The sequence below is a fragment of the Pseudomonas sp. TH32 genome, from assembly GCF_016650855.1.
GTDB lineage: Bacteria > Pseudomonadota > Gammaproteobacteria > Pseudomonadales > Pseudomonadaceae > Aquipseudomonas.
The window spans coordinates 4,302,924-4,324,253 of record NZ_JAEKFA010000002.1; the positions used below are offsets into that span (position 1 = coordinate 4,302,924).

General features: G+C 61.3%; 22 protein-coding genes. 12 read left to right on the forward strand and 10 right to left on the reverse strand.

From position 1 onward, the window contains the following. Window positions 1–71: 71 nt before the first annotated feature. The 4 genes from JFV30_RS23370 to JFV30_RS23385 form a co-directional block, all read right to left on the reverse strand. A complete protein-coding gene (locus JFV30_RS23370; protein WP_010170353.1) occupies window positions 72–347 on the reverse strand; it encodes a GIY-YIG nuclease family protein in 276 nt (91 codons plus the stop codon). Between the two features lie 36 nt (window positions 348–383). Next, complete coding sequence (locus JFV30_RS23375; protein ID WP_010170354.1) at window positions 384–854, reverse strand: nuclear transport factor 2 family protein; 471 nt, start codon at window positions 852–854, stop codon at window positions 384–386. Window positions 855–953: 99 nt separating this feature from the next. After that, complete coding sequence (locus JFV30_RS23380) at window positions 954–1,589, reverse strand: response regulator transcription factor (RefSeq protein ID WP_029615874.1); 636 nt, start codon at window positions 1,587–1,589, stop codon at window positions 954–956. A 201-nt stretch (window positions 1,590–1,790) separates the two neighbouring features. Then, window positions 1,791–2,609 (reverse strand): Hpt domain-containing response regulator, encoded by an 819-nt coding sequence (locus JFV30_RS23385; protein ID WP_201125303.1) that lies wholly within the window; start codon window positions 2,607–2,609, stop codon window positions 1,791–1,793. Between the two features lie 387 nt (window positions 2,610–2,996). Between JFV30_RS23385 and JFV30_RS23390 the strand changes: the two genes are divergently transcribed. The 7 genes from JFV30_RS23390 to JFV30_RS23420 all read left to right on the forward strand — a co-directional run bounded on the left by JFV30_RS23390 (window position 2,997) and on the right by JFV30_RS23420 (window position 10,109). Beyond that, the gene (locus JFV30_RS23390; protein WP_201125304.1) at window positions 2,997–3,608 is read left to right on the forward strand and encodes a DUF1120 domain-containing protein; all 612 of its coding nucleotides are present in this window, start codon (window positions 2,997–2,999) and stop codon (window positions 3,606–3,608) included. Window positions 3,609–3,653: 45 nt separating this feature from the next. After that, window positions 3,654–4,274, forward strand: a complete 621-nt coding sequence (locus JFV30_RS23395) for a DUF1120 domain-containing protein (RefSeq protein WP_201125305.1) — start codon at window positions 3,654–3,656, stop codon at window positions 4,272–4,274. A gap of 36 nt (window positions 4,275–4,310) precedes the next feature. After that, entirely contained in the window at window positions 4,311–4,931 is a 621-nt protein-coding gene (locus JFV30_RS23400; RefSeq protein WP_201125306.1) for a DUF1120 domain-containing protein, read from the forward strand. A gap of 69 nt (window positions 4,932–5,000) precedes the next feature. Continuing rightward, window positions 5,001–5,741, forward strand: coding sequence for a fimbria/pilus chaperone family protein (locus JFV30_RS23405; protein WP_010170366.1), 741 nt, complete (start codon window positions 5,001–5,003; stop codon window positions 5,739–5,741). A gap of 93 nt (window positions 5,742–5,834) precedes the next feature. Continuing rightward, window positions 5,835–8,291 (forward strand): fimbria/pilus outer membrane usher protein, encoded by a 2,457-nt coding sequence (locus JFV30_RS23410; RefSeq protein ID WP_201125307.1) that lies wholly within the window; start codon window positions 5,835–5,837, stop codon window positions 8,289–8,291. A gap of 10 nt (window positions 8,292–8,301) precedes the next feature. Further along, entirely contained in the window at window positions 8,302–9,441 is a 1,140-nt protein-coding gene (locus JFV30_RS23415) for a DUF1120 domain-containing protein (protein WP_201125308.1), read from the forward strand. A 20-nt stretch (window positions 9,442–9,461) separates the two neighbouring features. Continuing rightward, a complete protein-coding gene (locus JFV30_RS23420) occupies window positions 9,462–10,109 on the forward strand; it encodes a DUF1120 domain-containing protein (RefSeq protein ID WP_201125309.1) in 648 nt (215 codons plus the stop codon). A 9-nt stretch (window positions 10,110–10,118) separates the two neighbouring features. Here the strand turns inward: JFV30_RS23420 and JFV30_RS23425 are convergent, their stop codons facing one another. Both JFV30_RS23425 and JFV30_RS23430 read right to left on the reverse strand, forming a co-directional pair. Further along, on the reverse strand, window positions 10,119–11,399 hold the full coding sequence (locus JFV30_RS23425; protein WP_201125310.1) for a CynX/NimT family MFS transporter: 1,281 nt from the start codon (window positions 11,397–11,399) through the stop codon (window positions 10,119–10,121). Then, window positions 11,389–12,048: a FadR/GntR family transcriptional regulator gene (locus JFV30_RS23430; RefSeq protein ID WP_201125311.1), complete on the reverse strand. Its 660-nt coding sequence runs from the start codon at window positions 12,046–12,048 to the stop codon at window positions 11,389–11,391. The genes JFV30_RS23425 and JFV30_RS23430 overlap by 11 nt, the downstream gene beginning before the upstream one ends. Before the next feature lie 159 nt (window positions 12,049–12,207). On the opposite strand from JFV30_RS23430, the gene JFV30_RS23435 reads away from it, so the two are divergent. Together JFV30_RS23435 and JFV30_RS23440 are read left to right on the forward strand one after the other, a co-directional pair. Continuing rightward, window positions 12,208–12,519, forward strand: a complete 312-nt coding sequence (locus JFV30_RS23435) for a type II toxin-antitoxin system MqsR family toxin (RefSeq protein ID WP_201125312.1) — start codon at window positions 12,208–12,210, stop codon at window positions 12,517–12,519. Further along, a complete protein-coding gene (locus tag JFV30_RS23440) occupies window positions 12,516–13,001 on the forward strand; it encodes a type II TA system antitoxin MqsA family protein (RefSeq protein WP_010170379.1) in 486 nt (161 codons plus the stop codon). Before JFV30_RS23435 ends, JFV30_RS23440 begins: the two co-directional genes overlap by 4 nt. Before the next feature lie 52 nt (window positions 13,002–13,053). Here JFV30_RS23440 and JFV30_RS23445 read toward each other — a convergent pair whose 3' ends face one another. The 4 genes from JFV30_RS23445 to JFV30_RS23460 all read right to left on the reverse strand — a co-directional run bounded on the left by JFV30_RS23445 (window position 13,054) and on the right by JFV30_RS23460 (window position 17,222). Then, window positions 13,054–13,818 carry an amino acid ABC transporter ATP-binding protein gene (locus JFV30_RS23445; RefSeq protein ID WP_003171943.1) on the reverse strand — a complete coding sequence of 255 codons (765 nt, stop codon included), beginning with the start codon at window positions 13,816–13,818 and terminating at the stop codon, window positions 13,054–13,056. A 10-nt stretch (window positions 13,819–13,828) separates the two neighbouring features. Beyond that, window positions 13,829–14,926, reverse strand: coding sequence for an amino acid ABC transporter permease (locus tag JFV30_RS23450; protein WP_003216325.1), 1,098 nt, complete (start codon window positions 14,924–14,926; stop codon window positions 13,829–13,831). Window positions 14,927–14,936: 10 nt separating this feature from the next. Beyond that, window positions 14,937–16,118, reverse strand: a complete 1,182-nt coding sequence (locus JFV30_RS23455) for an amino acid ABC transporter permease (RefSeq protein ID WP_177088555.1) — start codon at window positions 16,116–16,118, stop codon at window positions 14,937–14,939. A 72-nt stretch (window positions 16,119–16,190) separates the two neighbouring features. Further along, window positions 16,191–17,222: an amino acid ABC transporter substrate-binding protein gene (locus tag JFV30_RS23460; RefSeq protein ID WP_010170392.1), complete on the reverse strand. Its 1,032-nt coding sequence runs from the start codon at window positions 17,220–17,222 to the stop codon at window positions 16,191–16,193. Between the two features lie 346 nt (window positions 17,223–17,568). Here JFV30_RS23460 and JFV30_RS23465 point away from each other — a divergent pair, with 346 nt between their 5' ends. The 3 genes from JFV30_RS23465 to JFV30_RS23475 all read left to right on the forward strand — a co-directional run bounded on the left by JFV30_RS23465 (window position 17,569) and on the right by JFV30_RS23475 (window position 21,119). Beyond that, entirely contained in the window at window positions 17,569–18,225 is a 657-nt protein-coding gene (locus JFV30_RS23465) for an alpha/beta hydrolase (protein WP_010170394.1), read from the forward strand. Between the two features lie 96 nt (window positions 18,226–18,321). Then, complete coding sequence (rhlB, locus tag JFV30_RS23470; protein WP_201125313.1) at window positions 18,322–19,797, forward strand: ATP-dependent RNA helicase RhlB; 1,476 nt, start codon at window positions 18,322–18,324, stop codon at window positions 19,795–19,797. A 176-nt stretch (window positions 19,798–19,973) separates the two neighbouring features. After that, window positions 19,974–21,119: an NAD(P)/FAD-dependent oxidoreductase gene (locus JFV30_RS23475; RefSeq protein ID WP_201125314.1), complete on the forward strand. Its 1,146-nt coding sequence runs from the start codon at window positions 19,974–19,976 to the stop codon at window positions 21,117–21,119. The last annotated feature ends 211 nt before the right edge of the window (window positions 21,120–21,330 follow it).

Genomic DNA, 21,330 nt, shown 5'->3' on the forward strand with positions numbered 1-21,330 from the left:
GGCTCCGCTCAATGAGTGAGCGTCCAGCTTAGCCTGCAAACCCGGCAAAGGCGCGCATGGGAACCTATCAGTCAAATTGATGGACCGATCGCCGCCAGGCACTCCTTGGCGCTTTTCTTCAATTTCTTGATCAGCCGTTCCTGGCGCAACGCCTCGGCCTTGCTGGCACAGGCTTCGGTGTACACCAGCGCCACGGCGGGGCTTGAGAGAAAAAACCGTGCCCCCTTGCCGCTCTGGTGAGTGGCAAAGCGGCGCACCGGGTCATTGCTGATGCCGCAATAGAGCGAGCCATTGGCGGCACGCACCAGGTACACAAACCACGGCTTGGCTTCAGAGGGAGTGGTCACGGATCAATTCGGCAAACCAAAGGAACGCCAATCTTATCAACGACTGGCCTGGAACGCCTTCAACCCTTTCAGCGCCTGGGCCCGCACCGCGTTTTTCACCAGCGGCGTCCAGCCCAGCAACAGGCCTTTGGTGCCCAATGCCTGGCGCGACCAACGCCACAGGTCGAAGTGGTCGTGATGCTCGCAGATCTTGCCATCACGAAACACAAAACGCGCCCGGATGTCGTTGACCACGGTGTTGCCCGTCGCACTGAACAGGTAAGTCGCCACCCAGTGCGCGCTGCCGGTGATTTCGTCACTGCGCACGCTGTCGAAGGTCAGGGAAAAGTCCTTGGCGCGGGTGGTGAGCATGCGCCACATGTCGCCCGCATCCCGGCCACGCAGCTCGCCGAACGCCGGGTCGCTGAACACCACGTCGTCGGTGTAGCAGGCGCTCATGGCCTCGGCATCCAGGCGCTGGAAGGCACTGTAGAACTCGGTGATCAAAGCGTTATGGGCGTCGCTCATGGGCAGGTTCCGCAAAAGGGGTTGGATGGCCGGTACGATAATCCCCAACGTCCGGGAACACTACTGGCATCAACGCCAGGAATACCCCGTCCCACACATTCAGGGAACCATTCCGCTGCTGCGAGCATAGGCGAACAAATCCACATCGGTGGAGATACACAGGCGGTTCATGGCCGTGCTTTTCTGCTTGCTGATGGTGGAAATGCTGCGGTTGACCCGTGCGGCAATCTGGCTGACGGTCATGCCGCTGGCCAACATGCGCACCACTTCCCGCTCCTTGCCGGACAGTTGCGGCGGCTGCAACTGGTCGCCGGTCCCGGCCTCGACCAACTGCACCCGCAGGCATTCGCTGACAAACGTCTTGCCCTCGCTCACCGCCTTGATCGCCGAAGGCAACTCTTTGGCGGAGGCGTTCTTCGCGACGATGGCCCTGGCGCCCTGGGCGAACGAGGCACGCAAGGTGGCGATATTGGCAAACATCGTCACCAGGATCACCGGCAACCCGGGGTACTGGCGTTGCAACAACCCCAGCAGAACATAGCCATCCGCCTGCTGGTTTCCGGGCATGGCAAAGTCCGTTACCAGGATATCGCAGGGGGTGGAAGCCAACACGCTGAGCAACTCATCAGGACCGTTGGCCTCACCCACCACCTTGCACCTGCCGTCCGCTTCGATCACTACCTTTTGTCCAATACGAACAATGGGATGATCGTCAGCAATAATTACGCGAAGCATAGAAACCCACGAATGATGGCAAATTGATTGGCGCAAAATACCCCCGTCCGCAGCGGGCAACAACCGCCTGTTCGAGACTGGTTTTCACTTGGGTCCCGTGTTTTTAAGTGATCGACTTTTAGCTTACAAAACAAAAGGAAAACACCTACAAAACAAACCTACCCACAACCGAAGAAAATCCTACAAACCCCTTTACCGATGTCATAAATCTGCCAAATAACGCAGATACACGATCAGCTCTTTTTCAAACCGTTGCAGGTCACGCCGGTTGACCAGAACTCCGTGATCACGCACGCGGTCGATCAGGTGCCCCGCGCGAGTGTCCAGGTCCGTGCCGCCCAGGAACGCCAGGCTGCCCGCCAGTCGGTGCAGGCATTCGAGCGTGCCTTGCCGGTCCTGCTTGCGGAAGGCGCACACCAGGCTCGCATAATCCGAATCGGCCTCCCGCAGCAGGCTGCCCAACATCAGGTCCACCACCTGCCCGTCTCCAAACATCTCGATCAGCCCGGCACGGGTTGGCCAGTTTTTTTGTGGGGCCTCGCTGAACGGGTGGCGTACCTCCCCCGGCCGCTGCGGCAACCAGCGTTCCAGCACTTCACGCAACCGCTCCTGGGACAGCGGCTTGAGCAGCCAGTCATCCATGCCGGCCTCAAGGCAGCGCCGAGCATCGTCCGGCCCCAGCTTTCCGGTGAGAGCGATCACGGGGACACGCTCGCGGCCATCGGTACGCTCACGATGGCGTATCTCACGGGTCATGCTGTAGCCGTCCATCACCGGCATCCGGCAATCGCTGATCACCAGATCAAAACGCCTGTGGGCCATGGTGCTTAACGCGGCTTGCCCATTCTCGACCAGTACATGGGCCAGTTCGAACTTCTGCAAAAACCAGCCCATCAAGGCGCGGTAGGTCTGATGGTCGTCGACGACCAGGACACTCAGGAGCCGCCAGTGAGCAGGAGGGCTACGCCATGCCGGCGTTTGCCGGTTCGGGCCGTCGCCTGCAAAAACGCTTGGCACCATGGCCACCTCGGTATCAACGCAGAGGGCCAGCGTCTTTGTTTGCCACGGGCCCATCTTCAAGAGAGGGGCACTCCCGGCAGCGGTCAACAACCACTCACACGACACCCATTTAAAAAACAACCTATCCAAATGAGCGTGTTCGTGGCGATACAAGAACTACGAAAATACAGGTTTTCCTACACCCACAATCGCCTATTCCGACTTGATCCGGAGCACGTAGAGGGACGCGGCGGATTCTCGTAATTGTTGTATTTCCCCTCCCCGACCCGACCGCTAAATTGCGCCCCACCCCGATTGGGGCAACGGTCCGCTTGACCCTCGCCGCCAGCCCGCAAGGTGGAGAAGACCTCACCGGCCAACGGCGGCCCCTCACAAAGGTTTAACCACATGAAGCGACTTGTTCCGGCAGTCCTAGCCTCGGTACTGACATCGTCGGTCTGGGCTGCCAGCACTACCGATCTGAACGTCCGGGGCAGGATCACCCCCAGCTCCTGCAACCCCACGCTTTCTGGTGGAGGAGCGGTTGATCTGGGCAAGATTTCGGCGGCCGAGTTGAAGCCCGATCAGCACACCGCGTTGCCGACACGCGCGATGAGCTTGAGCGTGCGCTGTGAAGGCTCGACCTTCTTTGCCATGGGCATGATTGATAACCGCTCGGGCACTTCCTACATCGAAAGCCTGCACGGCCTGGGCATGACCAGCACCAACCAGAAGGTAGGGAGTGTGGCGTTCGGGCTTTCCAACGCGGTGGCCGACAGCGCGCCGGTACGCCCGATTTTCTCAACCAATGGCGGGGCCACCTGGGTCCCGGCGGCCTATGTAGGGCACGCCGCCCTCACCTCCGTTGCGGCCATAGGCGGTGCGGACACGCCCCTCGCCCTGCAAAACCTGGATGCGGACCTGCGCGTCTACTCCAACATTGCACCGGCCGACGGCTTGACCCTGATCGATCAGGAGTCCATCGACGGCCACGTCACGCTGCAATTGAAGTACCTCTGATCCACAACCCTCCCCATCCCGCTTTAAACAAAGGAAGTTTTTACCGTGAACACGCTATTCAAAACCGTTGCCAGCACCCTGTTGATCGCCTGCGCTCCCGCCGCATTTGCGGCGTCCACCGTGGACTTGACGGTGACTGGCCTGATTACCCCCAACTCGTGCACGCCGCAGTTGTCCGGTGGCGGCCAGGTCGATTACGGCAAGATCTCCGCGAAAGACCTCAAGATCACAGGGTCCACCTTCATCGGCGCACAAACCCTGCAAATGACCGTGAGCTGCGACGCGCCAATCCTGATTGGCCTGAAGGCTATCGATAACCGGCCCGGATCAGCATCAATGAGCCAAGGGATGGGGCTGGGCCTGATCAACGGTACTCAAAAGCTGGGTTTCTACTACTTGTACTTGCGTAACCCGATCGCCGACACCGTGGCCGTCCAGCCCATCATTACCGAAGACAACGGGATGTCCTGGTTTAACGATGCGTTCTGGAACCCACAGTTTTTGTCCTCGGTCGCGGCCATGAGCGATGACTCGCAACCGCTGCCGGTGCAGAACCTGACCGTAGACCTGGAGGTGATGACATCAATCGCCCGCACCGATGGCCTGGACCTGAGCAACGAAGTGCCCCTCGACGGTTCGGCGACACTGGAAGTGAAGTACCTGTAACCCCTGGCCCGACACTGAAAAGGAGTTCGTTTCACCATGAACAAGATGCTCAGCATCATCGCGCCGGTCCTGTTACTGGGCGCCCTTGATGCTCACGCGGCCTCGACCGTGGACCTGGCAGTCAAGGGACTGGTTACACCGAGTTCCTGCACGCCAACGCTCACCAGCGGCGGTGTGGTCGACTACGGCAAGATGTCCGCCAAGGACCTGCGGCCCGACCGCGCTACCTCCCTGGCCAACGTCAACCTGCAACTGGCAATTGCGTGTGAGGGCAGCACGTTGCTGGCCTTGCAGGGCAACGATAACCGTGAAGGCTCGGACCACCGGGGCGACGCGATGTATTACGGTTTGGGGTTGATCAACGGCAGTGAAAAACTCGGGGCCTTCGAGCTGAGGTTTTCCTCACCCGTCGCCGACGGCATAGCGGTGCATACCATCGCTTCGCCGAACAACGGCGGCTCATGGTGGGCCGAACCCAATCTTGTTCGGGGTGACATTCTCAGTGTTGCCTATATAGGTTCTCTGGTACCGATTCCCGTGCGCAGCCTGACGGCGGATGTGCGGGTCGGTGCGGAGATCGCGCCCACCCGCCAACTGACACTGGATAACGAAGTGCCGCTGGATGGTTCGGCGACGATCACCGTCAAATACCTTTAACGTTCTCGCGATCCGCGCCTCAGGCCTTGCGCCTGGGGCCGGGTCATGAATGACCTGACGAGACACGTCATGACCCCGTTATTATCAAAACCCGATGTGCGACACGTTCTGAGCCTCGGCCTGTTCAGCCTGCTATGGAGCTGTGCGGCCCTGGCCGACGGCATGGTGCCGGAAACGTCCGTGGTGATCGTCCATGAGGCAGAAGGCGAAGCCTCTGTTTCGGTGACCAACACCGACTCGCAGGTAGCCTTGCTGCACGTCACCCTGGAAAACGTGCCCGAAGACACCGAGAGCCTGCTGGTGGTCACCCCGCCGCTGGCCAGGGTGAACCCCTCTGCATCCCAACTGGTGCGCTTCATTTTGCAGAACCGGCAACCCCTGACCACTCAACGACTCAAGCGCGCGATCTTCGAAGGCATGCCCCAGGACCGGGCGCCCGCCGAGGCCGGGCATGCACGGGTAGGCGTGACCGTGCGCCAGAACCTGCCGGTGATCATTCACCCCAAGGGCCTGGCACAAAATCGCACGCCCTGGACCGGCTTGAGCTGGTCGCTGAACAACAACGAACTGAGTGTCCTCAACGACACCCCGTATGTCGTGCGCCTGGCCCAGGAGCTGCAACTGCTGCCCGGCAAGCAGCGGGCGATGCTGCCCCGCACCTACATTTTGCCCGGCGAACACCTGACGATGGGTGTCGCTGCGCAGGCCGCGAGCAGCGTGCGCCTGCAACCGGCGACGGTATACGGCTTTGCGGTCGCCGCCTATGACGCGCCGATTGCCCCTCCACTCAAGAGATCCGACGCACCATAAAAATGAAGTGACCGCGCCATGACGGTCACCACCCAACAGGCCGGGAGCCGCACGCAGCGAGGCTGCGCGCCCCCAACAATCCGAGTGTCCTTCGTGAAAACAGTATTGAAGTACCGTGACGGCGAAGCCGTGCGCGACGGTTCGCAACGCACCCTGGCGCGTACGCTCTTAAGCAGGGCCGCGCTCCCGCTGATCAACCTGCTCTGGCTTGCCCCGGCCTGGGCCGACAGCCAGGGCCAGTTCGACGCAAAGACCTTGCACCAGCGCGGCATCGATCCGGCGCTGGCCAAATTGCTGCTGGAAACACCCCGCTTCACCGCTGGCGTGCACGCCGTCAGCCTCGCTGTGAACGGCCAGCGGCAAGGACGAATCAACGCACAGTTCGATGAGCACGGCACCCTGTGTTTTGATCGCCCGCTGCTCGACGCGGCCAACCTGATCGTCCCCGACGACAACCCGCGCTGCCATGATTTCATCAAGGCCTATCCGCAGACCGTGGTTGAACAAGACCCCGCCACCCTCAGCGTGGCGCTGGTGGTGCCGACCGACGCCTTGCGCCCGCGCCAGCAAGACATTTCCGGCTACCAGACCGGCGGTGTCGCCGCCCTGCTCAACTACGACATGAGTGGCGTCTACAACCGCTTCAATGACGACAGCAACCGTTTCGGCTCCGCCAACACCGAGGTCGGGTTCAATGCCGGCGACTGGATCGTGCGCAGCCGGCAGGTACAGACCTGGCAGGATGACCGCTCAAGCAGCACGCACCTGGAAGCCTATGCGCAACGCACCTTTGCCCGTCATCAGGCGGTGCTCCAGACCGGCCAGATCAACCTCTACAACCCGGTGCTGCCGGGTGCGCAGATCACCGGCGCGCAGGTGTTCACTGAACAGGCGCTGCAGGATCAGCACCAGGGCGCAACCATTGACGGCATCGCCAACAGCCCCGCCCAGGTGGAAATCCGCCAGAACGGTGCACTGATCCACTCCACCGTAGTGCCCGCCGGCCCGTTTTCCCTGACCGATGTGAGGCGCCTCAATAACCGTTCGGATGTGGAAGTCACGGTCAAGGAAACCTCGGGTGGCGAACGGCGTTATACCGTGCCGGCGGCCCTGCTCGGGATTGGCTTGCCTGCACCCGGTTATTCAATCGGGGCCGGCCGTGTACGCAACGTCGGCGACGCCGATGGCAGCGATCCCTGGGTCGTCAGCGCCGGCTGGAGTGGTGCGCTGCACCCGCGGCTGAGCCTGGGGGCCGGCACGTTATTGGCCAGTGATTATCGCTCCGCCGGGTTGAACCTCGGCTGGCTGCCGTGGGCCGATGGCCAGATCCAACTCTCCACCCAGGCCACCGACGCACGGCTGGACGAAGCCGAACGCGGGCTGCAAACCGACCTGTCCTGGACCCAGCGGCTGGGCGAGCAATGGTCATTCACGGCAGCCAACTCCTACCGCACACCCGGGTATCGTGAACTGGAAGAAACGGTCTACCAGAACGAGCGGGAAACCCGCCGCAACACCCGCCACCGTTACCGTGACCAACAAAGCCTGGCGCTGTCCTGGACCCATCCTTGGCTGGGCGCATTCAGCGGCGGTGCGTCTCGCTCCAGCACATTTGACGGTGATGACAGCAGCCGCCTCTTCGCCTCCTGGGGCACCAACGTCAGGGGCGTGTCGATTTCCGCCAGCGGCGAACGCCAGATGGGCGGCCAGAATTATCAGGACAACGCGTTGTACTTCACGGTCAGCGTTCCATTGGGTGAGAACCGTCGCGGCCGTTCCTGGCTGCGCAACTCGGGGGGCGAGCACCGCGTCGGCGTGGGCCTGAACGAGCAGGTCAATGACCAGTTCAGCTACCGGGTTGCCGCCGAGCACGACAGCCGTGACCAGGAAGTGGAAAGTTCGCTGGGGGTTTCGTACTTGCCGCGCTACAGCCAGTTCGACTTCAACTACACCCGCTCCAACGCGGATCAATCCAGCTATCAGGGCGGTGCCCGCGGCGGCGTGGTGGTGCATGACGGCGGCGTCACCCTGTCGCCTTACCCTGTACGCGAGACCTTCGCCGTGCTGTCGGTCGGCGACATGCCCGGCATCAAGGTCAACACCCCCAGCGGGCCGGTCTGGACCGACTGGCAAGGCCAGGCCGTGGTGCCGCAAGTGACGGCCTATGGCAGCAGCGCGGTGGAGGTGCAAACCCGTTCACTGCCTCGCAACGCCGATATCAGCAACGGCCTGGCGATGGTTTCTGCCGGACGCGGGGCGGTGGACAAACTCGACTTCGGCGTGACGATGACGCGCCGCGTGTTGCTCACCGTCAGTACGGATCAGGGCCAACCGCTGCCTCGCGGTGCGTCGGTGACCGACGATCAGGGGGCGTTCGTGACGCTGGTGCAGGACAACAGCCAAGTGTTTTTGCCCAACGTGCTCGATCAACCTTCGCTGTGGGTAAACGCCCCCGGCATGAACCGCTGCCGGTTGCGCTTCAAACTCGCGGAAAAGGCTGACCCGCAGGTGTATTTCGAAACCGCCCCCGCCCGCTGCCAGACGCCTTGAGGACTGTGCCATGAACCTTGATAAAACCCTGCAACGACTGGCGACCTTACTGCTGCTCGGCATGGCTTCCAACGCCCAGGCGCTGGACGAGTGCCAACTGAACCTCAGTGAATCGCTGCTGGATTTCGGCCAACTGAGCCGCACCGCCCGCCACGACCCGGCGGGCCAACAGCTGGTCGGCGAACGCCGGCTGAGCCTGACGCTCAACTGCCCGCAGCCCACCGACTTGAGCCTGTTCTACCGTGGCCTGGCGGCCAGCGCCGAGCGGCTGCGGTTTACCGAACGCGGCAACTTTCAGATACAGCTCAGCGACGCCGTCGTCGACGGCCAGGCCGTGGAGCTGGGACTGTTGAGCGCCCCGGGCCAATCACCCACCGACACCAGCGCGGTACTCAACTGGCGGCCTGGCTATGGCATCGCGCCGGTGCGGGCCGGCGCGGTGGTGCCGGGCAACAGCCTGGCGCTGCAATTGACCGTACGCGCCTGGGCCGATGCGGGCGCCACCCTGGTCCAGGACGCAACCTCATGGGAAGCCAGCGGCCTGATCGATGCGGTCAACACCGGCCGTGCGCGCGAGCTGGCCCTGCGTGCACACGTCGTGCCCGCCGCCTGCGTCCCGAGCTTGTCCAACGGTGGCGTGGTGAGTTACGGCACGCTGTCGGCCAAGGCGCTCAACGTTGAAAGAGAAACCGTGCTGGCGACCAAAAACCTGCTGTTTTCCGTCGCCTGCGATGCCGCCACCCCGTTCGCCGTGCGCATGCAGGACAACCGCAACGGCTCGGCCACCGGCGGCACCGATGAAACCTCCTACGGCCTGGACCTGGACGGCGCAGGCAACAAGATCGGGCGCTTCTACGTGCAGGTCGACCCCGCGAACTTCAGCGCCGACACCCTGGCCTCGCTGTACCGCACCGACTCCACCACCGCCGGTCGCGCCTGGAGCACCTCCAGCTCCCAGACAATTCCCCTCGGCGCCAACAGCTACCTGGGGTTCACCGACCGTGCCGGCGACAACGGCGGCCCGGTATCCATCCAGAACCTCTCCGGCAGCCTGCAAATCAGAGCGATCCTGGCCCCCAGCCAAACCATGGACCTGCGCAACGATGTGCACCTGAACGGCTCGGGCACCATCGAAATCATTTACCTGTAACGTCTATCGAGGACCCACCCATGAACCTTTACGGCATTGCACTCTCCACCGCACTCTTGCTGATCCCGCCCATGGCACACGCCGCCTCCACCGTCGAATTGACGGTAAAGGGCCGCATCGCCCCGCTGGCCTGCACCCCGACGCTGTCCGGTGGGGGCGTGGTCAATCTGGGGAGAATTTCCCATCAGGACCTGAACATCGAGACAGGCACACGCCTGCCCCTGCGCCAATTGAGCCTGGGCATCAGTTGCAACGGTCCGACCCGTTTCGCCCTGCTCATGACGGACAACCGCGACGGCTCGGCGAACGTCAACAGCGAGATCTACTACGGATTGGGCCTGGATAACAGCGGCAACAAGGTGGGCCTGTTCTCGGTGAGTTTCGACCCGACACTCACCGTGGTCGACAGCGTGGCGCAAATCTATGGCACCGAATCCACCACGGGCGGCGTCGCCTGGCGCCCGGCCAACCTGCGGCCTATCGACATCGGTTCACAGAGCTACCTGGCCTTTACCGACACCGAAGGCAGCACCGCCGGGCCGTCAGCGATTCAGAACCTGAATACCTTGCTGAAGGTCGAGGTGGTGCTCGCGGCCCTGAAAAACCTGGACCTGAGCACCGACGTACGCATCGATGGCTCGGGCAGCCTTCAAATCGTGTACCTGTAGCCCTGCGCGCTAAACCTTTTCGCTGGTCACCTGAACGTACCGCGAACGTCCCGCGCCCAGCCCGGCGACGATCGCACCCAGGCCGATCACCGCGAAAATCCAGCCCACGGCGGCCCAGCCGCCGGTCCAGTCATGCACCAGGCCCACCGCGAACGGCCCCATGGACGCCAGGGTATAACCGATGCCCTGGGCCATGCTCGAGAGGTTGGCGGCGACGTGGGCATCGCGCGAACGCAGTACGATCAAGGTCAGTGCCAGGCTGAACGTACCGCCCTGGCCCAGGCCCAGCAGAATCGCCCAGCCCCACAAACCGTCCAGCGGCGCATACAGGCAACCGAACAGGCCACCCAGCGTCAGCACCATCACCACCACGATGGCCAGGCGCTGATCCTTGCCGCGAGTGGCCAGCCACGGCGCAGCCAGGGAGCTGGCCAGTTGCACGATCACCGACCCCGAGAGCACCAGGCCGGCCTGGGTGGCGGTCAAGCCACGCCCGATCAGGATGGAAGGCAACCAGCCAAACACGATGTAGGCCAGGGACGATTGCAGGCCCATGTACAGGGTCACCTGCCAGGCCAGCGGGTCACGCAACAGGCCCTTCACCCGATAAGCCACAGAGTGCGCGCCGTGCTTCTGGCCGATTTGCGGCAGCCAGAACAGTGCAGCGATCAACGCCGGCAGGATCCAGAACCCCAGGCCGATGTTCCAGCTGTCGCCAAAGTAGTGACTCAGCGGCACCGTGGACCCCGCCGCCAGCGCCGCGCCCAGGCACAGGGCCATGGTGTACACGCCAGTCATGGTGCCCGCCTGTTTGGCGAAGTCGCGCTTGACGATGCCGGGCAGCAACACACCGATGATGCCAATGCTCGCACCCGCCAGCAGGCTGCCGGCGAACAGTCCGACCTCACCGAATGAACTGCGCAGGATGATGCCGCCCGCCAGGGTCAACAGGATCCCCAGCACCACGCGCTCGGCGCCAAAACGCCGGGCCAGGATCGGTGCCAGCGGCGCGAACAGGCCCAGGCACAACACCGGCAAGGTGGTCAGCAGTCCGGCCTTGGCCGCCGACAAACCGAGGCTGTTCGATACCTCAGCCAGCAGCGGCGACATGCTCGACAGCGCCGGGCGCAGGTTCAGCGCCACCAGGATCAGGCCCAGCAGCAACAACCAAGGGCGACTCACCACCGGCGGGCTGTGCTGGACCTCATCGTCGTCGGCTTCGGCATCGATCAGCAGTTCTTCAAGGGCGTTTTCTGAACGGGGCATGAGGTTCTCGGGTTCAAGGTTCATTGATCAACTGCCGGGACAGGGCCTTGGCGCGCTCCGGGTCCTGTTGCTCCAGGGCATCGAGCAAGGCGCCGTGCAAATCGAACACCGCTTGCCGACGGGGCTTGATGTTCAGGGTCTGGCGCAGTTGCGCACCGACGATGCTGGAGAAGTACTGGTACAGCTCGCTCAAGGCCGGGTTGTGGGCGGCGTCCACCAGGCGTTTGTGGAACACCAGGTCGCAGCTGATGTAGTGCTCCAGGTCGCCGTGGTAATGCTCGCCGCTGGCTTTCAGCGCCGCGCGCAAGGCGATCAGGTCTTCATCCGTACGCCTTGACGCCGCCAGTCCTATGGCCTCGACCTCAAGAATCTGCCGTGTCTCCTGGGCCTGGGCCAGGGTGCAGTGGGACAAGGCTTTCATTGCGCCCAGCGGGTCGGTCATGGAGCGCAGGTAGCTGCCGTCGCCCTGGCGGATCTCGATCAACCCGGAGAACGCCAACACCCGCATGGCTTCGCGCACGGTGTTACGGCTGATGCCCAACTCGGCAGACAACTCGGGCTCGGTGGGCAGGCGCTCGCCGATCGCCCACACGCCTTGGGTGATGCGCTGGCGCAACTGGTCCAGCGCCAGGTCGACGAGGGAGCGTTTGATGAGAGGGGCGATGTCTGTCATGGGATCCGAGCTTTCGTCCAATCATAGGATGAATTTTCCCACAGCCTATTAGGAGTTGCCTACAAAGGCAACGCACTAGGGTTGGTTGGGTAACAAATGGAGCGGGATTTCCGATTGATAAAATTACCCTTAGAGGGTAATTTCGGCCTCAGGTGTCTTATGGAAAAGTACACACCTCATTACGATTTGGCGGCGATAAAAGCGAATGTCAGGCGGCTTGGGAAGAAAGCATTTACCAATACCGCAGAAAGGACCGGCCAGGAGATGGGCCTGACTATCGAAGAGATGCAGGAAGTCATTTTCGAGCTGCAAACCAAGATGTTGTACAAATCGATGACCACCCATGAAGACCATCGAGTGTGGCAGGACGTGTACCACACGAACTCACAAGATCTGGAGATTTATATAAAGGTGACATACCGCCCTGCCGGCGGCCCACCCGTAATCTCCTTTAAGGAGAAAAACCCATGAAAACCCAGCAATGTTTCAGCTGCGGCGCGCGTGAGGGCATGACACATTTCGAAGGGCGCGGCGAAACCATGAGCATCAAGGGCATGGAGCGCCGTGTCGATAATCTTTCTGGTTGGGAGTGCCAGAAGTGCGGAGAAATCGAATGGGATCCCGAAAGCTCGGAGCGCCACGGGCAAGCCGGCGATGAACTGGTTATCGCGGCCCGGCAAATGATCGGCGCCGAGATGAAGCGTATCCGTCGCAAACTACACCTTACGCAAAAAGAAACCGTGCAACTGCTGTCCGGTGGTGGCCACAACGCATTTTCGCGTTACGAGCGCGGCGAGATTCTTCCGCCAAAGGCATTGATGCTGCTGATGCGCCTCCTGGATCGTTACCCGCATTTGCTCGCTGACGCAAAGGCCCTGGCCGAAGGTGCCGACCTGCGAGGAGCGTTTAAATACACCGAGCACAAAGAACATGAAAATCTTACGGTGGCCTGACCCGCAAAAACCCGGCACAAGGCCGGGTTTATTTTTAAGCGTTACTCCCGCATCAATGCAGAATCTGGCTCAAGAACAACTTGGTCCGATCATTCTGCGGGTTGTCGAAGAAGTCATTCGGGGCGGCCTGTTCAACGATCTCGCCCTTGTCCATGAAGATCACGCGGTTGGCCACGGTGCGGGCGAAGCCCATTTCGTGGGTCACGCAGAGCATGGTCATGCCGTCTTCCGCCAGGCCGATCATGGTGTCGAGCACTTCCTTCACCATCTCCGGGTCGAGTGCCGAAGTCGGCTCATCGAACAGCATGATTTTCGGTTTCATGCACAGCGCACGGGCAATCGCCACGCGCTGTTGCTGGCCGCCGGACAGTTGCCCCGGGAACTTGTGGGCCTGTTCCGGAATACGCACACGCTCAAGGTAGTGCATGGCAATTTCTTCGGCCTTGCGCTTGGGCATCTTGCGCACCCACATCGGCGCCAGCGTGCAGTTCTGCAGGATGGTCAGGTGCGGGAACAGGTTGAAGTGCTGGAACACCATGCCGACTTCGCGGCGGATCGCTTCGATCTGCTTGAGGTCGTTGGTCAGTTCCACGCCATCGACCACGATGCGGCCCTGCTGGTGCTCTTCCAGGCGGTTGAGGCAGCGGATGGTGGTGGACTTGCCGGAACCCGACGGGCCGCACAGCACGATACGCTCGCCCTGCTTGACGTTCAGGTTGATGTCTTTCAACACGTGGAACTGGCCATACCACTTGTTGACGCCCTGCATCTGAATAATGCCTTCAGGGCTCACAGGCTGTTTGATCGCTTCACTCATCACAAAACTCCTAACGCTTGTGGCCTGTGTCCAGCTTGTGTTCCAAATGAATGGAATAGCGGGACATACCAAAACAGAAAATCCAGAACACCAGGGCGGCGAACACATAGCCTTCAGTGGCCATGCCCAACCATTTCGGGTCGGCGGCGGCTTGCTTGACGCTGTTGAGCAGGTCGAACAGGCCGATGATGATCACCAGGCTGGTGTCCTTGAACAACGCGATAAACGTATTGACGATGCCCGGGATCACCATCTTCAGCGCCTGGGGCAAAATCACCAGGCCCATGCTGCGCCAGTAACCCAGGCCCATCGCGGCGGCCGCTTCGTACTGCCCCTTGGGAATCGCCTGCAAACCGCCGCGCACCACTTCGGCCACGTAGGCCGACTGGAACAGGATCACGCCGATCAGCGCCCGCAGCAGCTTGTCGATGCCCATGCCTTCCGGCAAGAACAGCGGCAACATCACCGACGACATGAACAACACCGTGATCAACGGCACACCGCGCCAGAACTCGATGAAGGTCACGCAGACCACACGAATCGCCGGCATGTTCGACCGCCGCCCCAGCGCCAGCACAATGCCCAATGGCAAGGCGCCGGCGATGCCGACGGTGGCGATCACCAGGGTCAGCATCAGGCCGCCCCACTGGCTGGTGGCAACGTTGGTCATGCCGAAGATCCCGCCGTGCAGCAGGAAGTAGGCAACGATCGGGTACACCACCAAAAAGCTCAGGCCGTAGACCGCCTTGCGGGTAAAGCGCGAGATGAACAACGGCGCCACGCCGACAATGGCCAGCCACACGGTCAGGTCCACGCGCCAGCGCAGGTCGCCGGGGTAGTAGCCGTACATGAACTGCCCGAAGCGCTGTTGGATAAACACCCAGCAGGCGCCTTCCTTGGTGCAATCGGCGCGCGTAGTCCCGACCCAGTTGGCGTCGAGGATGGCCCAGTGCAGGATCGGTGGCACGACCAGGTAGATCAGGTAAAACGCCAACAGCGTCAGCAGGGTGTTGAGCCAGCTGGAAAACAGGTTGGCGCGCATCCATGCCATCGGCCCGAACACTTTGTTCGGCGGCGGCATATCAGGTTTGAATGTATGCGTACTCATGCAGGCTTCCTCACCGCTCGATCAGCGCAATGCGCTTGTTGTACCAGTTCATCAGCAGGGAAATGCTGATGCTGATCGCCAGGTACACGCTCATGGTGATGGCAATAACCTCGATGGCCTGGCCGGTCTGGTTGAGCACCGTGCCGGCAAACAGCGAAACCATTTCCGGGTAACCGATACCGGCGGCCAGTGACGAGTTTTTCGCCAGGTTCAGGTATTGGCTGGTCAGCGGCGGGATGATCACGCGCAAGGCTTGCGGGATGATCACTTTGCGCAGGGTCGGACCGTTGCGCAGGCCCAGGGAGCGCGCCGCTTCGGTCTGGCCGTGGCTGACAGACTTGATGCCTGAACGCACGATCTCGGCAATAAACGCTGCCGTGTACACGGTAAGCGCCAGGGTCAATGCCAGCAGTTCAGGGATCAATACCCAGCCGCCGACAAAGTTGAAACCCTGCAACTTGGGCATTTCCCAGTGCAGCGGTGCACCGAAGATCAGTGAACACAGCGCAGGAATCACCACCAACAGGGCCAGGCCCGCCCAGAACTTGTGGAAGGGAACACCAGTGGCTTCAAAGCGTTTGTTGGCCCAGCGGGCCATCAGCACAATGGCGACGATCGCCACCACGACGCTGATCACAAACGGCCAGAAACCGTCCGCCATCAATGCGGCGGGCATGTTCAGGCCACGGCTGCTGACAAAGAAGGTGTCACCGAAGTTGTGGCTGTTGCGCGGCCCCGGCATCGTCAGGAAGACCGCGAAATACCAGAACAGGATTTGCAGCAGCGGCGGAATGTTGCGGAACACTTCCACGTACACGGTCGCCAGCTTGTTGATCATCCAGTTGGGCGACAAACGCGCCACCCCGATAATGAACCCGAGGATGGTCGCCAGGACCACGCCGATCACGGTCACCAGCAAAGTGTTGAGCAGACCGATCACAAAGACCCGGGCATAGCTGTCCGATTCGGTGTAGTCGATCAGGTGCTGAGCGATGCCGAAGCCGGCACTGCGCTCAAGAAAGTCGAAACCCGAGGTAATGCCCCGGTGTTGAAGGTTGGTTTGCGTGTTGTTGAACAGGTACCAGCCCAACGAGACCACCGCCACAATCGTGATGATCTGGAATAGCCACGCACGCACTTTTGGATCACTGAAGCTGAGCTTCTGTTTTGGTGCGCCGATTTGATTTTGCATTAAGTGCCCCAGGAATAATGGAACAGAACATCACCCGGCGGTTGGCCCACCGGGTGACAGAACCATCAGCGATCAGCGCACAGGTGGTGCGTATTGAATGCCACCGTTGGTCCACAGTGCGTTCAGGCCACGATCGATTTCCAGAGGCGTGCTTTTGCCGAGGTTTTTCTCGAACACTTCGCCGTAGTTACCGACTTGCTTGACGATCTGTACGACCCAGTCTTTCTTCACTTTCAGGTCTTTGCCGTATTCGCCGTCAGCACCCAGCAGACGGGCAACGTCCGGGTTCTTGGTGGACTTGGCTTCAGCTTCGACGTTCTTCGAGGTGATACCGGCTTCTTCAGCGTTGAGCATGGCGTAGCCAACCCAGCGCACGATGGCCAGCCACTCGTCGTCGCCGTTACGCACGACAGGGCCCAGCGGTTCTTTGGAAATGGTTTCCGGCAGTACCACGTAGTCCTTCGGCGAGGCCAGCTTGCTGCGCTGTGCGTAGAGCTGGGACTTGTCGGAGGTCAGTACGTCGCAACGACCGGATTCCAGCGACTTGGCGCTTTCATCGGAGGTGTCGAACGTGATCGGGGTGTACTTCAGGTTGTTGGCACGGAAGTAGTCGGAAACGTTCAGCTCAGTGGTGGTACCGGCCTGGATGCAGATGGTTGCACCGTCCAGTTCCTTGGCGCTTTTCACACCCAGCTTGTTGTTAACCAGGAAGCCAACACCGTCGTAGTAGGTGATGAAGCCCGGGAATTTCAGGCCCATGCCGGCATCGCGGGAGCTGGTCATGGTGGTGTTGCGCGACAGGATGTCGACTTCGCCAGACTGAAGCGCGGTGAAACGCTCCTTGGCATTCAACTGGCTGAATTTGACCTTGGTTGCGTCACCGAATACGGCAGCAGCAACAGCACGGCACACGTCAGCGTCGATCCCGAGGATCTTGCCGCTGGCATCCGGCACCGAGAAGCCCGGCAGACCGTCGCTCACGCCACACTGCACAAAGCCTTTCTTCTGCACGGCGTCCAGGGTAGCGCCAGCCTGGGCGAAACCACTGACACCCAGTACGGCAGCCGCGGTCACGATGGCCAGGGTGGATTTCAATACCTTCATTCAAACCTCCAGTTTTGCTCTTGTTGTGTCGGAGCTCGAACCCCACCGCACCCTTATGAGGCGACATCGACCCGTGTTGGCTTTTTTGGGGTCAAACAGCATGAGGTTTTTGCTTTAAGTCCAGTTGCTATCCCACAGGCGTCAGTCACTGATAGTGTTACCGCCTGGGGTGAGCCTTGACATCGGGTTTCTCATAGCAAGCCCCGTACCAGACTGGTGGCTGAGTCGTTTCAGCCCATGGTCAAGAGCAAAAGATTCAACCTTGCGACATTCTCTTAACAGATCAACCCGTCGCGCACCGTTCCGACGCACTCAATCGGAGCGCACGCACATTTATGGAGCAGACATGACCGAACCCTTGATTCTTCAGCCCGCCAAGCCCGCAGACGCCTGCGTAATCTGGTTGCATGGCCTGGGTGCCGATCGCTACGACTTCCTGCCGGTGGCTGAAGCCCTGCAGGAAAAACTCCTGACTACACGCTTTGTTCTGCCCCAGGCGCCGACACGCCCGGTAACCATTAATGGCGGCTACGAAATGCCCAGCTGGTACGACATCAAGGCCATGAGCCCGGCGCGCTCCATCAGCCTTGAAGAGCTGGAAGAGTCGGCCAGAATGGTCACCGACCTGATCAAGGAACAAAAAAGCAGCGGAATAGACGCCTCGCGGATTTTCCTCGCCGGATTTTCCCAGGGTGGCGCCGTGGTGTTCCACACCGCGTTCCTTAAATGGCAGGGCGCATTGGGTGGCGTGATTGCCCTTTCCACCTATGCTCCGACCTTCGGCGACGAGCTTGAATTGTCGGCCAGCCAGCAACGAATTCCGGCGCTGTGCCTGCATGGCCAGTACGACGATGTGGTCCAGAACGCCATGGGACGCAGCGCCTATGAGCATTTGAAGTCCCGCGGTGTCACCGTGGCATGGCAGGAATACCCAATGGGCCACGAAGTGTTACCCCAGGAGATACACGATATCGGTACCTGGTTGGCCGCCCGCCTCGGCTGAAAACCACACATTGTGTAGCCGTATGACCAACGCACTACGCCGCGCCCGATTCTTGCATTACACTGGCCGGCGTACATTCCTTAACCAATTGATGAGATGACCGTGCTCAAAGCACTCAAGAAGATGTTCGGTAAAAGCGAGGCTGAGCAGCTCGCGCCAGGTTCCAGTGCCCCCGCCCACGCCCAAGGCAACCGCAATGACGGTCAGCAGCCCGGCCGGACCGCACCTGTAGCCTCGCCAAAAAAAGAGCCGGTGACCACACCCGCCACGGTTAACGTCGCTGAAGAACCACCCGCCGAGAAGCCACGCCAGGAAAAGCCGCGCCGCGAACGCGCGCCAAAGCCTGTGGTTATCCCCTGGAAACTGGAAGACTTCGTTGTCGAACCCCAGGAAGGCAAAACCCGCTTTCATGACTTCAAGCTCGCCCCGGAACTGATGCACGCCATCCAGGACCTGGGTTTCCCGTACTGCACGCCGATCCAGGCGCAAGTGCTGGGCTTCACCCTCGCCGGCAAAGACGCCATCGGTCGCGCCCAGACCGGTACCGGCAAGACCGCTGCCTTCCTGATCTCGATCATCACCCAGTTGCTGCAGACCCCGCCGCCCAAAGAACGCTACATGGGTGAGCCGCGCGCACTGATCATCGCCCCGACCCGGGAGCTGGTGGTCCAGATCGCCAAGGACGCCGCCGACCTGACCAAATACACCGGCCTCAACGTGATGACGTTTGTCGGTGGCATGGACTTCGACAAGCAACTCAAGCACCTGGAAGCGCGTCACTGCGACATCCTGGTTGCCACGCCGGGCCGCTTGCTGGACTTCAACCAGCGCGGCGACGTGCACCTGGACATGGTCGAAGTGATGGTGCTGGACGAAGCCGACCGCATGCTCGACATGGGCTTCATCCCCCAAGTACGTCAGATCATTCGCCAGACCCCGCCGAAAAACGAGCGCCAGACCCTGCTGTTCTCCGCGACCTTCACCGAAGACGTGATGAACCTCGCCAAGCAGTGGACCACCGACCCGTCCATCGTCGAGATCGAGGCCCTGAACGTTGCCAGCGAGAACGTCGAACAGCACATCTATGCAGTGGCCGGTGCCGACAAATACAAGCTGCTCTACAACCTGGTCAACGACAACGGGTGGGAGCGGGTGATGGTGTTTGCCAACCGCAAGGACGAAGTGCGGCGCATCGAAGAACGCCTGGTGCGTGACGGCGTCAACGCCGCGCAACTGTCTGGCGACGTGCCGCAGCACAAGCGCATCAAGACCCTGGAAGGTTTCCGCGAAGGCAAGATTCGCGTGCTGGTGGCCACCGACGTGGCCGGGCGCGGGATCCACATCGACGGCATCAGCCACGTGATCAACTTCACCCTGCCGGAAGTGCCGGACGACTACGTGCACCGCATTGGCCGTACCGGCCGCGCGGGCGCTGCGGGCGTGTCCATCAGCTTTGCCGGTGAAGACGATTCGTACCAGTTGCCGTCGATCGAAACACTGCTGGGCCGCAAGATCAGCTGCGAAACGCCGCCGACGCATTTGTTGCGCCCGGTGGAGCGTAAACGCCCTTAAGCTGGAATGCGGTAGAACATGTGGGAGCTGGCTTGTGTGGGAGCCGGGCTTGCCTGCGATAGCATCACTTCGGTGTAACTGACACACCGAGGTGCCTGCATCGCGGGCAAGCCCGGCTCCTACACAAGCCCGCTCCCACATTTGGTTTCAGCGTCTTCAAATTCAAGGAGGAACACATGAACCAGGCCGACTACATCATCATCGGCGGTGGCATCGCTGGCGCATCCGCCGGTTACTGGCTGTCACAACATGCCCGCGTCATCGTGCTGGAGCGCGAGTCGATGCCGGGTTACCACTCCACCGGCCGCTCCGCCGCCCTGTACATCGCCGCCTACGGCACGCCCCAGGTTCGTGCACTGACCCTTGGCAGCCGCGCCTTCTTCGATCACCCGCCCACCGGTTTTGCCGAGCACCCGCTGCTCACCCCGCGAGGCGAATTGCTGGTGGACTTGACTGGCGACCCGGACGAATTGCAGCGCCAATACCTGAGCGCCAAGGCCCTGGTGCCGGAAACGCGCCTGCTCGACGTCGATGAATCGATGGCCATGATGCCAATCCTGCGCCGGGAAAAGGTCCATGGCGGGATCTACGACCCCACCGTCTGCGACATCGACACCGACGCGCTGTACCAAGGCTATTTACGTGGCATTCGACGCAACGGCGGTGAACTCCACACCGACAACGACGTGCAAAAACTGACCCGCGACGCCCAGGGCGTGTGGCAAGTTCGCACTGCGCAACAGCACTTCAGCGCCCCGGTCATCATTAACGCCGCAGGTGCCTGGGCCGACCACATCGGTGAGTTGGCCGGTGCACAGAAAATCGGCCTGCAACCCAAGCGTCGCAGTGCATTCGTGTTCGCCGCGCCCGCTGAACTCAACATCCATGCATGGCCGGAACTGGCAGCCCTCGACGGCTCGTTCTATATGAAACCCGACGCCGGCATGTTCCTCGGCTCACCGGCCAATGCCGACCCGGTGGAGCCCCACGATGTGCAGCCGGAAGAGCTGGATATTGCGACGGGCATCTATCACATAGAAGAAGCCACCACCCTGAGCATCCGCCGGCCTGCGCGGACCTGGGCCGGGCTGCGCAGTTTTGTCAGCGATGGGGATCTGGTCTGCGGCTTTGATCCACAGGTGGAGGGCTTGTTCTGGATTGCGGCCCAGGGCGGCTATGGGATTCAGACGTCACCGGCGATGGGTCAGGCCAGTGCCGCGCTGGTACGCGGGAAACCATTGCCCGCACCGCTGCAAGAGGCAGGGCTAAGTGCCGCAATGCTCTGCCCCGCACGCCTGGGACGCCCTCTCATCCCTGATTGAGCTCACCGAGGATTGGCCGACGAATAGCCGCAGCCACCTCACTGAACGACTCATGGAAGCTACTGCTGCTGCCCTGCATATCCACAAAGCGGCTGGCATGCGTCGAGGGCTGAGGGTGTGCACCGGGCGGGCCGTCCGCCTGAGGAACGGCGCCCCCCTGCAGGCTTTTGACCCGGGCGATGACCCCTCGAGTGAAATTGAACGACCTCAA